Raw genomic sequence first — 13,208 nt, 5'->3', positions numbered from 1 at the left:
GCACCTCGGCTGGCCCAGCACCTCAGCTGGACAGCACCTGGCTAGGTCTTCTCCGGCCGGGGCAGTGGGTTGAGCCGGGCGGTGCCGTAGGTGAAGCCGGCCAGATCGAGCGTCTGAGGTGCGGTCGGCGCGAACGCCGACCCACCGTCGCCGAAGGCCGCCTGCAGGAGGAACCCACCGATCCGCAGATCGTTCGAGATCCGCGGGTTGAACTTCTCCTTGTGGGCCAGCGCACCGTCCAGCCAGATCAGGATCACCCCGTCGGCGAAGCCCTCGAAGTTGAGCTTCACCCCCTGTTCGACGCACACCCACCGGCCGGTGGGCCAGTACCAGGAGGCCTTCCCGATCACGTTCAACGGATGGTCCGGGCGGGCGGTGTTCGCGTAGACCAGGCCCGCGCCGCCCTCCCGCCAGGCGAATCTCGTCGCCAGCCCGCTGCGCAGGGTCTCGGTGCGCTCACGGTTCTTCACGATGGTGCCGAAGAAGCCGGGCAGCCGGCCGCCCTTGCCGAAGTCGAACGCCTCCGGAAACCGGAGGTAGTAGCGCAGGTACAGCTCGTACGGCGACCGCAGCGTGTGGTCGACGAACAGCTGCGTCCCGCCGTAGGTCGTCCCGTCGCGGTAGATCCGCCGGTCGTCCGGGTTCGCGGCGTCCACCGGAAGCGAGACACGCAGGAACGACGGAAAGCGGGGGTCGTCCGAGCGCATGATCTCGGCTCGGTCCAGCCCGAAGGTCATCCGGTTGGTGGGGACCAGCGCCTTGCCGAAGAACTCACGCGACGCCGCCGGGTCGGCGAGGGTCCGCCCGCGCGCCGCCACGGGTGCCGCGGCCGCAGCCGGGCTCGCGGTGGTGTCGGGCGGAAGCACCTCACTCGCCGGGTCGAAGCGGCGATCAGCCGGGAGGATCCCGCATCCGGTGGCCGCCGCCAGGGCCAGCGAGCCGACGGTCGAGGCGAGCAGCGCCCGCCTCGACCCGCCGCTGCTCATACGTTCGGACGACCGAGCGCGTGGTAGATCCAGCCCGCGTCACGCCACCGCTGCGGGTCGAGGGTGTTACGGCCATCGATGATCACTGGCCGGCGCACGAGCGAGGTCAGCAGGGACGGCTCGATCTCCCGGAAGTCCGCCCACTCGGTCAGGTGCAGGACGATGTCGGCGTCGGCGACGGCCTCCGAGACCCCAGCGGCGTAACGCAGGTCGGGAAACTTGCGGGCGGCGTTCACCATGGCGGCCGGGTCGTAGACCGTCACCCGGGCACCGGAGCGACGCAGCGTGTCGGCCACGTCGAGCGCGGGCGAGTCGCGGATGTCGTCGCTGTTCGGCTTGAACGCGGCGCCGAGCACGGCGACCCGCCGCCCGGCCGCGCCACCACCGAGCAGATGGATGGCGAGCTCCACCGTCCGCGTGCGGCGACGCAGGTTGACGGTGTCGACCTCGTCCAGGAAGCGCAGCGCGTCACCGGCGCCGATCTCCGCCGCCCGGGCCTGGAACGCGCGGATGTCCTTGGGCAGGCAGCCGCCACCGAAGCCGAGGCCGGCCCCGAGGAAACGCCCGCCGATCCGGGTGTCGTACGACAGGGCCGAGGCGAGGGTCTTCACATCGGCACCGGCGACCTCGCAGACCTCGGACATCGCGTTGATGAAGGAGATCTTCGTGGCGAGGAAGGCGTTCGCGGCGACCTTCACCAGCTCGGCCGTGGCGAAGTCGGCGACGACGGCAGGCGTGCCCGCGGCCAGCGCGGTGGCGTAGACCGCCCGCAGCGTGGCCTCCACCCGCTCCCGGCGCCCGGTCTGGACCCCGAGGTCGGTGCGGTCCGCCACGCCGTACCACTCGTCGTCGGCGGGCAGGCCGAAGACCAGGCGGTCCGGGCGCAGCGTGTCCTCGACCGCGAAACCCTCCCGCAGGAACTCCGGGTTCCACGCGAGATCGACCTCGGGGGCCTCACGGGCCAGCCAGCCGGCGAGGCGCACCGCCGTGCCGGCCGGGACCGTCGACTTGCCCACCAGCAGGGAGCCGGCCTTCGGCCCGGCGGCGAGCAGCGCCTCGACCGCACCGTCCACGTAGGTCATGTCGGCGGCGCCCGAGTCCGGACGCTGCGGGGTGCCCACGCACAGGAAGTGCACGTCGGCGTCGGCCGCGTCGGCGAACGACGTGGTGAACGCCAGCCGGCCGGTCTCCAGGTTCTTGCGCAGCAGCGCTTCCAGGCCGGGCTCGAAGAAGGGCACCTCGCCTTCGGACAGCCGGCGCGCCTTGTCGGGATCGACGTCGACACCCACCACGTCGAAACCGAGCTCGCTCATGCAGATCGCGTGCGTGGCGCCCAGATACCCGGTGCCAATGACGCTGATCCGAAGTGGTGCAGTCACCGGCTCGGTGCCCGCCGTATCGGTCCCCATGGTGTTCCCCCCACCTAGTTCTGCCGTCAGGCCGCGGAGCGCATTGTGACTCGTCCACGTTTCGTTGGGGTGAGCGGGGTACCGGAGAGAAGGGCGCACCCCGGCCCGCGACTAGTCAACTACCAACAGTAGTAGTTGGGTACGTCCGGGTTACAAATGAGTGACACCCATTCAGGAAGGTTGTGGCGACTGCTACCGTCCTGCGTGCCGTCGCGTTGCTTCAGGTCAAGGTATTGACAACGCCACCCACAAAGGGAAGCGGCGGGTTGCAGGGGGTAACCCAAGGGCTGGCGCGCCCGACGGTTCACGCACACTCTCCAGCTCCTCGCCGACGAACTCTGTGATCTCGGTTACCCACGCTCGGGGGGAGCGGAATTTCGCATGGAGTGGCTCGGCGATGCGGTGCAGTTCATCCGCGATCATCGCTCTCTGGTACCGCTCGGAATCGCCGGCGTCGTGTCCTGGGTGGTCTGGCTCACACGCCGGATACTCTCGACCAGATACCGACCTATACGAAATAATTTCCGGACGACGACGTCCGTTGTGGTTCCCTCCTTCCGGGAGGATCCAGACGTCCTGATGCGGTGCCTGGAAACGTGGCTCGCCCAGGAGCCGGACGAGATCATCATCATCCCCGACATCGAGGACGCGGAGCTCATCGCCCGGCTCGCGATGCGCGCCGATCCGACCGTTCGGGTGATCCCCTTCGTCCACGAGGGCAAGCGGTCCGCGCTCGGCGTCGGCCTGTCCGCGGCGACGATGGAGATCGTCGTCCTCTGCGACTCCGACACCGCGTGGGAGCCCGGGCTCCTCGCCGCGGTCCAGATGCCCTTCATCGATCCGCAGGTCGGTGGGGTGGGCACCCGGCAGAACGTCTACGAGCCACGCAGCAGCGTCTGGCGACGGGTCGCGAACTGGCTGGTCGACATCCGCTACCTGGACTACGTGCCCGCCCAGGGACGGGTCGGCGCCGTCGCCTGCCTTTCCGGGCGAACCGCGGCCTACCGGCGCTCCGCGATCCTGCCGGTGCTGCACAACCTGGAGCACGAGTTCTTCCTCGGCCGGCGGTGTATCGCCGGCGACGACGGCCGGCTCACCTGGCTGGTGCTCGCGTCCGGCTACAAGACGATGCACCAGCACACAGCCCATGCGATGTCGATGTTCCCCGACAACCTCCGGGCCTTCATCAAGCAGCGGGTGCGCTGGAGCCGGAACTCCTACCGCACCTACCTCACGGCCATCTACAAGGGATGGCTGTGGCGGCAGCCGCTGGTCACCCAGGTCAGTGTGCTGCAGATCGTCCTCACGCCCGTGACGATGGGCGTCGCGATGACCTACTTCGTGCTGTGGATGTTCCGGCCCGAGGCCAACGCACCCATCATCGCGATCTGCTGGCTGCTGCTCGGCCGTCTCATCCGCGGGCTCTCACACCTACGGGAGCACCCGCGCGACATCTTCATCCTCCCGCTGACCGTACTGATGATCATCGTGGTCGCTCTGCCGATCAAGACCTGGGCCTTGGTGTCGATGAACAAGCAGGGCTGGCTCACCCGGAGATCCGACCTCATCGGCGGGGAGGGGCAGACCGACGCCTCGACCCGCACCGGAGCCGCGGCACGCCCGGCGGCCGCTCCGGCAGCGGGCGGTGCCCGGTGAAGGCCGCCGTCTCCTTCGTCTTCGCCGTCCTCGCCGTCGTCACCGGCGCGATCCTGCTGCCGGCGGCGCCCGCCCAGGCTTCCCCCGTGGCGCCCCTGCCGCCAGTCAGCTCCGCGGACGCGAAGAAGCAGTCCGAGCTGGTCGACGCGGAGGACATCCGGCTGCGGTCCATGTTCGCGCGGTTCGGCGTGCTCACCGAGCCGACACTGGTCGAGACCACCGGCAGCCTGCCCACGCTGCTGTTGCCGGCGCGCAAGGAGCCCTACAGCGCGGAGGACGTCATCGCGGCCGGCGGCGGGCGGCACGAGGTGGACGGGGCGGTGATGTTCACCACCCACGTGCTGGTCGGCCCGCAGGCCAGGCTCGTGATCGACGCCAGTGTGCACACCCTGCGGCTGGCCAGCGGGGCGTCCGGATTCGCCTCCGTCGCAGCCTGGCGCGGGGGGCTGGAGTTCGCCGGCGCCTCACCGCAGGACCCGCTCACGATCGTCGGCTGGGACGTCCAGAACCTCGAGCCGGACTCCCTCACCAACGATGGGCGGGCCTACCTGCGCACCATGGGCGGTGAGCTGATCGTGCGCAACACCAGTGCCAACCACCTGGGCTTCTGGAACGGCCGGACCGGTGGGATCGCCTGGACGGGAAGCAAGGGCGAGCCGAGCACCGGCGGCGCGGCCAACTCGACGTTCAGCGACAACATCTACGGTGCCTACATCTCGGGCAGCGAGGGCATCCAGATGGTCGGCGTGCGGCTGGTCGACAACGAGCGCTCCGGCCTGGCCGTCCACCGGGACGCCATCACCACCCTGGTGTCCGGGGTCACGTCGTCGCGCAACCACGGCGACGGCATGACCATCGACCGGGCGTCCTCCTCCCGGGTCATGCGCAGCACGGTGACCGACAACAGCGGTGACGGCATCTCCCTGGACGGCCGTGGCCTCGGTGTGGTCGCCACGGCGACCGGTGTGACGGTCAACCAGATCAAGGACACCCTCATCGAGGAGAACACCATCTCCGGCAACGGCCGGTACGGGATCCGGGTCGTCGGCGGTGAGAACACCATCGTCCGGAAGAACAAGATCAGCGGAGGGCAGCTCGGCATCCTGGTCAAGAGCGGCGCCAACGGAACCCAGGTCACGGCCAACTCGATCAACGGCGCCGCGGAGGCCGGCATCCAGATCGGCCCGGACGCGCGCCGCACCGCGATCACCGAGAACTCGATGGCGGACGGCCGGCTGGGTGTGATCACCCAGGACGCCACGACGACCATCATCAGCCGCAACCTGGTACGCGGGGCCACCGATTTCGCGATCACCGTCCGCGGGATGGCGGACGACTCGGTCATCCAGTGGAACAACCTGGGCGGTGAGGGCTGGCGTGCGGTCGACACCCGGCAGTCCACCGGGGTCGACGGGCACGACGTCCACAACAACGACACGCAGGCCTGGGTGGAGCGTGAGCCGCAGCACTGGTACACGCTGATCCGCCGGCACCCGGCGCTCGTGGTGTGGGGTGCCGTGGCGCTGTTCCCGATCGCCGGCGCCTGGACCCGCCATCGGGCCCGCCGCCGGCCGCCAAGCCATCCATACCCGGAGTCGGAACTGCTGGTCCGGCGGCTGACCGGCGGCACGATGCGCCCCGCCCCCGCCTTCTCCGGCATCCCCGGGCAGCGCGATGCCCCGTTCGACCTGTTCGGCACCGCCGAGCCGGCGGATGATGTCACCGGCCACGCCGGGCAGCCGGGAACCGGACAGCCGGAGACCAGACAACTGGAGACCGTCGGTCCGCCGAGCGACGACCCGCACAAGCTTCGCAGCCAACGGTCCGAGGGAGAGTCCAGCGCGTGATGAGCCGTCGCCCGGTCCGTTCACACCGCCGCCGGCGGACCATGAGCATGGCCGCGACCAGCATTCTCGCCGGAGTCGCGGTCGCAGTGACCTCCTGCGGGTCGGAGAACGGGTCGAGCCCCGCCACGGACAAAGAGACACCGGGATCGACCGCTCGTCCGCGAGCGGAGCCCACAGACACCGCCACGGCGTGGGTCAGCCCCGGCCCGGACCCGTTCGCGACGGCCACCGCCACGTCGTCCACCGCCGGCGGCATCACCTGCCCGGCCGGTGGCACCACCGTCAGTGACGCGGGCGACCTGCGCAGCGCGCTGGCCACGGCGAAACCGGGCACCGTCATCCGGATCGCCGACGGCGTCTACAAGGGGAAGTTCAAGCTCAGCGCGACAGGCACCGAGGCCGCGCCGATCTGGCTGTGCGGCTCGAAGGACGCGATCCTCGACGGCACCGAGGACGACGACCAGGTGAACTACGTCCTGCATCTGGACGGCGCATCCTGGGTCCGGGTGGTCGGCTTCACCGTGCGCAACGGGCAGAAGGGAGTGATCGGGGACCGTCTCCAGCATTCGATCATCGCCCAGCTCAGGGTCAACACCATCGGCGACGAGGCGATCCACCTGCGGACCGCAAGCTCCGACAACACGGTCGTCGGCAACGTCATCCGGGACACCGGAAACCGGCGGGAGAAGTTCGGCGAGGGCGTCTACATCGGCAGCGCCGAGAGCAACTGGTGCACCTATACGGACTGTGAGCCCGACCGCAGCGACCGCAACTCCGTCATCGGCAACGACATCGCCGGTACGACCTCCGAGAACATCGATATCAAGGAGGGCACGACCGGAGGCGTGGTCCGCGGGAACACCCTCTCCTCGGACGCTCTGGTCGAGGCCGACTCCTGGATCGACGTGAAGGGCAACGGCTGGCTCGTCGAGGACAACATCGGTACGGGTGGCGGAACCCTGGAGGACGGAATCCAGACCCACGTCATCAAAAAGGACTGGGGGCGGCAGAACACCATCCGCCATAACACGCTGACTGTTAACGCGAAGGGCTTCGGCGTTTACATCCACGACGGCGACAAGACCCAGAACGTCGTGGGATGTGACAACCAGGTCACCGGTGCGCAGTCCGGGCCGTCGAACATCGACTGCACAGACAGCTGACACGGCTCGGGTCAGGGCGGGTGTGCGCTCAGGGGACCACGACTCTCAGGGGACCATGTCTCTCAGGGGACCATGGCGCGCAGCCGTACCTGCTCCTGCAGCCAGTACAGCTCCTGCGCCCACAGGCGCAGTCGGGCCACCGCCGCCAGCTGCGCCGCCAGCGCCCGGGCGACCTCGGGCCGGGTGAGATTCTGCAACGACTCGGGCGGCCAACGCCAGTCGGCGTCATCATGAGCCGCGCGCCGGTAGGCAGCCCCGAGCAGGGCGACCTCGGCCAGCGCGAAGTCGACCTGCTCGGTCACCATCGCGAGGCGGGCACGCAGGTCCTCGGCGCTGATGGGAAACCTCCCTACCGTCGACCACCCTGGGAGATCAGGGGATCAGGAGTTCGGCGGGGCCGAAATCATCATGGGCCGCCGGACATCCTCTCCGGAATCGTACGAGCATTCGGGCGGCGCGCACAGCACGGGATTGCCCACACTTCGGCGAGCCGGCACCGGGTGGGTGATTACCCGACGGGGGTGAGCGAGGGGCCCGGGCCGGTGAGTATGTGAGGTGACCTCCAGGTCGGGTAAGCGGACCTGCGGGGGCCAAACCGGCACCCTTCCAGCCCGATCACCAGGGGGGGACCGGTGGATCTGACGTCACCAGTAATCCTGATCATGCTCAGCTTTCCGCTCATCGCGATGATCGGAATGCTGATGATGAGCAGGATCGAAAGGAGCCTTTCGGCGGTAGGACCACGCAAACGGTCGATCGCGGACGAACCGGCTCCAACCCGCTCGGCTTCGGCAGGTTCGGCGGACGGCGCGCCCCACGAAGCCGGCAACGAACCAGGTCGGGACCCGGTGAGCCAGACCGGGCTCAGCCAGGCCGGGATCGAGGTGGTCGAGCTGGTCGAGGGCTCACCCGGCGGGCCGTCGAGCGGCCTCCTCGACCCGCAGGCGACCGGCGAGACCGGTCTCGCGGACAAGTTCGGCGAAGGCGGGCAGGGCCGCACGGATGCGCAGCTCGGTGTGGACCCGGCGCAGCAGAAGCTCCGCCCGGAGGAGGGCGGCAAGGCCCGCGATGTCCACCGACGCARGATCGCCGACATCCACCGTCACCACACCGCCGCCCCGGCCCAGCAGCTCGCCGATCTGCTCGCGGAAACGTAGCCTGCCGACGGTGTCGAACTCGCCACCGAGCTCGATGACGACCTCGTCGCCGGTCCGCCGCACCGTCATTCGCGTCGCTGTCGCGTCGACCCGCACCTGTGGCCCCCGGGATGTCCGTCCGTCGCAGCACGGGCAACCATCCCGTGGGCTGGTCACAGAGAGTAACATGAGCGCGGTAATCGTTGAACTACTGTTACTGATTGCCGCCACCGCGGGGCCGTGCCGGCCCGACGCGGATCGGACCGGAGCGGGATCAGCCTCAGGCGGAGCGGAGCAGACTGATCAGCGCGTTGGTGGAGCTGTCGTGGCGCAGCGGAACCGAGTGATCGGTCAGCTCGGGGATGATCCGCCCGGCGAGCACCTTGCCCAGCTCCACACCCCACTGGTCGAAGCTGTTCACCCCCCAGATCACGCCCTGGGTGAAGACCTTGTGTTCATAGAGGGCCACCAGCTGCCCCAGCGTGAACGGATCCAGCCTGGACGCCAGCAACGTGTTCGTCGGCCGGTTCCCGGCGAACGTGCGGTGCGCCACGAGCTCCGGCGCGACCCCCTCGGCGGCCACCTCCGCGGCCGGTTTGCCGAACGCGAGCGCCTCGGTCTGGGCCAGGAAGTTGGCCATCAGCAGGATGTGCTGGTCGACCTCGCCGACACCGGGGTGGTTCGGCCGCACAAAGCCGATGAAGTCGGCCGGGACCACGGTCGTTCCCTGATGCAGGAGCTGGAAATAGGCATGCTGACCGTTGGTTCCGGGAGTGCCCCACACCACCGGGCCGGTGGGCACCTGTACGGGCCGTCCCTCGAGATCAACTGACTTGCCGTTACTCTCCATGTCGAGCTGCTGCAGGTACGCCGGGAAACGGGCCAGGTACTGGCTGTAGGGCAGCACCGCGTGCGTCTGGGCGCCGAAGAAGTCCCGGTACCACAGGCCGAGCAGGCCGAGCAGAACCGGAATGTTCCGTTCGAACGGAGCGGTCCGAAAATGGACGTCCATCGCGTGGAAACCGGCGAGCATCTCCCGGAAGTGCGCCGGGCCGATCGCGACCATCAGCGACAGGCCGATCGCGGAGTCCATGGAGTAACGCCCGCCCACCCAGTCCCAGAACTCGAACATGTTGGCGGTGTCGATACCGAACTCGGCGACCTTCTCCGCGTTGGTCGAGACCGCGACGAAATGGGCCGAGACGGCCTTCTCCCCGAGCGCCGCGGTCAGCCAGGAACGGGCGGCCCGGGCGTTCGCGAGGGTCTCCAGGGTCGTGAAGGTCTTGGACGCGACGATGAAGAGGGTCTTCGCCGGGTCCAGATCGTGGGTCGCCTCCCAGACGTCGGTCGGATCGACGTTGGAGACGAACCGGACCGCGATCGAGCGGTCGGTGTAGTCCCTCAGCGCCTCGTAGGCCATGGCCGGGCCGAGGTCGGAACCACCGATGCCGATGTTCACGATGGTGGTGATGTGCTCGCCGGTCGCACCCGTCCACACCCCGGATCGGACCCGGTCCGCGAAGGCCGACATCCGGTCGAGCACCGCGTGCACCTCGGGCACGACGTCGACCCCGTCCACCCGGATGCTGACGCCCGCCGGGGCACGCAGCGCGACGTGCAGGACCGGCCGGTTCTCGGTCACGTTGATCCGCTCGCCGCCGAACATCGCCTCGATGCCCGACCGCAGCCCGGCCGCTTCGGCGAGCGCCACGAGCAGCTCGATCGTCCGAGATGTGACGATGTTCTTGGAATAGTCCAGATAAAGGCCATCCGCCTGCACGGTGAATGACTCGGCCCGCTTCTGGTCATCGGCAAAAAGCTGGCGCAGCGTCACCCCGGAGATCTCCGTGTGGTGCGCGGCGAGCGCCGCCCACTGGGGGGTCCGTTCCACGGCCGTTCCCGCCGCGCGGGCGGTGGTCTCGGTGTTCGCCATGACGTGGGGCCCTTCCTCGATGGCAGTGCTCCCGTACGGCCGCGTCCCCGCGCGCCCGCACGGCCGAACACCTGTCGACGATGACCAGCATGCTGCAGTCGCCCATCTGACGCGCCCGCCGGGTCGCTACCAGGGGCGGAATGGGGGGTATGAGGCCGTAGTATCGCCGGGAAAGCGCTGATGGCCCCGCATTGGCAGCAGGCGTCCCGCGGTCGCGCGTGACGCGGGCGACCGAGGCGGAACCAGCACCATCCAACACGGCAACAGATGCGAACCAACCGCGGGGCTGCGCAGGCACAATCCCGCACGATGTGGCCCTCGGGTGTCACCACCGTGTGGTGATCATGGTGACGACCCGGCAGCCGGTGACGGACGGAACCGACCTTGCTTATCGACAGATCTCTCGTAGAGGCGGCGCTCCCTGGCTACGCGGTCGAGGGGGACCTCGGCAAGGGAGGCTACGGCCTCGTGCTCGCCGGCCAGCACCGGCTCATCGGCCGCAAGGTCGCCATCAAGATCCTCCTTGACACGAGCGACGACCCCGATCTACGTGCGCGTTTCCTTTCCGAAGCCCGCGTCCTCGCCGAGCTCGACCATCCGCACATCGTGCGCATCCACGACTACGTCGAGCACCAGGGAACCTGCCTGCTGGTGATGGAGCTGCTCTCCGGCGGCACGCTGAAGCAGCGGATGGCCACCGGGAAGCTCTCCCCGGAGACCATCTGCGCCATCGGCATCGCCGCGTCAGCCGCACTCGCGACCGCGCACAGCCACGGCGTGCTCCACCGGGACGTCAAGCCCGACAACATGATGTTCGACGGCGCCGGCCTGCTCAAGGTCACCGACTTCGGCATCGCGAAGATCTTCGACGGCGCCGAGACGACCGCCAGCGCCATTCTCGGCACGCCGCGTTACATGGCCCCCGAGCAGATCATGGGCGGGCGGCTGTTCCCCGCCACCGACCTGTACGCGCTGGCCGGCGTCCTCTACGAGATGCTCGCCGACAGGCCGCTGTTCGGCCGGCAGATGGCCGTGCAGCCACTGACACATCACCACCTGAGCGTGATGCCCGAACCGCTCACCATGGTGCCCGCGCCGATCTCCGCGGTCATCATGCGAACCCTCGCCAAGGAGCCCGGCGCCCGCTTCTCGGACGCGTCGGAGCTCGCCCAGGAGCTCGCCGCCGCGGGCACCCGCTCGTTCGGCCCAGGCTGGTTCGCCCGCTCCGAGGTGAAGGTGCGGGTGGATGACGACATCCGCGCCGCGCTGGGCGGCTCCGGCACGGGCATGCAGTCGGGCGCCGCCCCGACGGTTCGCGCCAGTGGCGGCTTCCCGGCCGGTGGCCCCGGCGGCGTGGGCGGCCCGAGCTACCCGCCGGGACCGGGCCAGCAGGGACCCGGCCAGCCCGCGGGCGGCGGCTACCGCGGCCAGCCGCAGGGCGGGCCACCGGGCCAGCCGCACCCGGGCTACCCGGGCACAGGCTCCCAGCTGCCCGGTATGAGCCGCCCCGGCCAGCCCGGCTACAGCCAGACCGGCTTCAACCAGCCCGGCTACAACCAGCCGGGCCATAACCAGCCGGGCTACGGCCAGCCGGGTTACGGCCAGCCCGGCGGCAGCACTCCGCACCCACGGCCACTGCAGGGCCCACCGAGCACGACGCCCGCGCCCGGCCCGCTCACGCCGCCAGGCTCGACACCACAGCCACGCCCGGTGGGGCCGCCACCAGGCTCGACACCACAGCCGGCGCCGCTGGGGCGTCCCGGGCCGACCCGTCCCTTCCCCGGCCAGCCGGGCCAGGGCGGGTCGAACTTCGGCGGCCAGGGCTGGGGCGGCGCGAACGCAGCGCCGACTCACCGCCCCCCGGCGCAGAACGTTCCGCCGGGGAGCCAGCGGCCGCCCGGCCACCGCAACCAGGACAGCAACGACAACAGCCGTACCCTGATCATCGCGGCGGTCGTCTTCGTTCTGGTCGTCGCGCTGACGGTTGGCCTCGTCGTGGCCCTGTCCGGCGGCGGCAAGGACGACGGCGGCGACGAGGTCCGCTCCAGCCCGGCGAACGCAGTCGCCTACAGCGGAGCGGCTGTCACGGTGCAGGGTCTGAGCCCCTACAGCCTCTCGATCGACGACCAGGGCGCGCTGCTGATCACCAGCCTCGCGACCGACCGGCTGCAGAAGATCTCCGCCACCGGTGCGGTGTCCGACCTCGCCGGCACCGGCTCGGGCGGGTTCAGCGGCGACGGCGGGCCCGCGACCGCCGCGAAACTCGACGGTCCGGGTTCCGCGGTGACCGACGGGAAAGGCAACATCTACATTCCCGACGCGCGGAACTACCGCATCCGGAAGATCGCCTCGGACGGGACCATCAGCACGATCGCGGGCACCGGCGTCGCCGGCTATTCGGGTGACGGCGGCCCGGCGACCGCCGCGCAGCTCAAAAGCGCGGAAAAGCTGGCTGTCGCCCCGGACGGATCGATCTACGTCGCGGACTACGAGAACCACCGCATCCGGAAGATCGGCACGGACGGAATCATCACCACGATCGCCGGCACGGGCGTCGACGGCTACTCCGGAGAGGGTGGCCTGGCCACGGCCGCCACGCTGAACGGCCCGAACGATGTCGAGGTGGCCAGCGACGGCACCCTCTACATCGCCAATCTCGGCAGCGACACCGTCCAGAAGATCAACACGGACGGAACCATCCACACCGTGGCCGGAACCGGCGAGCAGGGCTATTCCGGCGACGGCGGCCCGGCGACCAAGGCCCAGCTCTCCATTCCGTCGGTCTCCCTCGGCAGCAACGGCACGCTCTACATCGCCGACTACGGCAACAACCGGATCCGCAAGGTGGACGCGAACGGCACGATCACCACCATCGCCGGCACCGGATCCGAAGGCAGCTCCGGTGACGGCGGCCCGGCGACGGAGGCCAAGTTCACCGATCCGAGCTCGGTGGTCGAGGACTCCACCGGGGCGCTCTACATCGCCGATTCGGGCAACAACCGGATCCGACGCATAGCCCCCGACGGCACGATCACGACGATCGCCGAGTAAGCCGGAAAAGGACATGCCCCGAACGAA

At 69.5% G+C, this 13,208-nt stretch carries 9 protein-coding genes; 4 read left to right on the top strand and 5 right to left on the bottom strand.

Annotation, left to right across the window (positions count from 1 at the left end):
- Positions 1-41 precede the first annotated feature (41 nt).
- Together CcI49_RS25440 and CcI49_RS25435 are read right to left on the bottom strand one after the other, a co-directional pair.
- Positions 42-986, bottom strand: coding sequence for a polysaccharide lyase (locus CcI49_RS25440; RefSeq protein WP_054568788.1), 945 nt, complete (start codon positions 984-986; stop codon positions 42-44).
- Positions 983-2,395 (bottom strand): UDP-glucose/GDP-mannose dehydrogenase family protein, encoded by a 1,413-nt coding sequence (locus tag CcI49_RS25435; protein ID WP_054568789.1) that lies wholly within the window; start codon positions 2,393-2,395, stop codon positions 983-985. Before CcI49_RS25435 ends, CcI49_RS25440 begins: the two co-directional genes overlap by 4 nt.
- Before the next feature lie 381 nt (positions 2,396-2,776).
- Here CcI49_RS25435 and CcI49_RS25430 point away from each other — a divergent pair, with 381 nt between their 5' ends.
- The 3 genes from CcI49_RS25430 to CcI49_RS25420 are packed head-to-tail and all read left to right on the top strand — an operon-like array spanning position 2,777 to position 7,061.
- On the top strand, positions 2,777-4,051 hold the full coding sequence (locus tag CcI49_RS25430; protein WP_054568790.1) for a glycosyltransferase: 1,275 nt from the start codon (positions 2,777-2,779) through the stop codon (positions 4,049-4,051).
- Positions 4,048-5,898 (top strand): right-handed parallel beta-helix repeat-containing protein, encoded by a 1,851-nt coding sequence (locus CcI49_RS25425; RefSeq protein ID WP_054568791.1) that lies wholly within the window; start codon positions 4,048-4,050, stop codon positions 5,896-5,898. Before CcI49_RS25430 ends, CcI49_RS25425 begins: the two co-directional genes overlap by 4 nt.
- Before the next feature lie 47 nt (positions 5,899-5,945).
- Positions 5,946-7,061, top strand: coding sequence for a hypothetical protein (locus tag CcI49_RS25420; RefSeq protein WP_076830223.1), 1,116 nt, complete (start codon positions 5,946-5,948; stop codon positions 7,059-7,061).
- A gap of 62 nt (positions 7,062-7,123) precedes the next feature.
- Here CcI49_RS25420 and CcI49_RS25415 read toward each other — a convergent pair whose 3' ends face one another.
- From CcI49_RS25415 to pgi, 3 genes are all read right to left on the bottom strand, one after another.
- Positions 7,124-7,366: a hypothetical protein gene (locus CcI49_RS25415; RefSeq protein WP_054568793.1), complete on the bottom strand. Its 243-nt coding sequence runs from the start codon at positions 7,364-7,366 to the stop codon at positions 7,124-7,126.
- Between the two features lie 600 nt (positions 7,367-7,966).
- The gene (locus CcI49_RS25405) at positions 7,967-8,314 is read right to left on the bottom strand and encodes an STAS domain-containing protein (protein ID WP_076829986.1); all 348 of its coding nucleotides are present in this window, start codon (positions 8,312-8,314) and stop codon (positions 7,967-7,969) included.
- Between the two features lie 163 nt (positions 8,315-8,477).
- Positions 8,478-10,130 (bottom strand): glucose-6-phosphate isomerase, encoded by a 1,653-nt coding sequence (gene pgi / locus CcI49_RS25400; protein WP_054568795.1) that lies wholly within the window; start codon positions 10,128-10,130, stop codon positions 8,478-8,480.
- 384 nt (positions 10,131-10,514) lie between these two features.
- Between pgi and CcI49_RS25395 the strand changes: the two genes are divergently transcribed.
- Positions 10,515-13,181, top strand: a complete 2,667-nt coding sequence (locus tag CcI49_RS25395) for a serine/threonine-protein kinase (protein WP_076829983.1) — start codon at positions 10,515-10,517, stop codon at positions 13,179-13,181.
- The last annotated feature ends 27 nt before the right edge of the window (positions 13,182-13,208 follow it).

It is taken from the genome of Frankia sp. CcI49, from assembly GCF_001983215.1.
Classification (GTDB): Bacteria; Actinomycetota; Actinomycetes; order Frankiales; family Frankiaceae; genus Parafrankia; species Parafrankia irregularis.
Note: the sequence above shows the minus strand (reverse complement) of the source record. Positions and strands in the feature narration are given on the sequence as shown.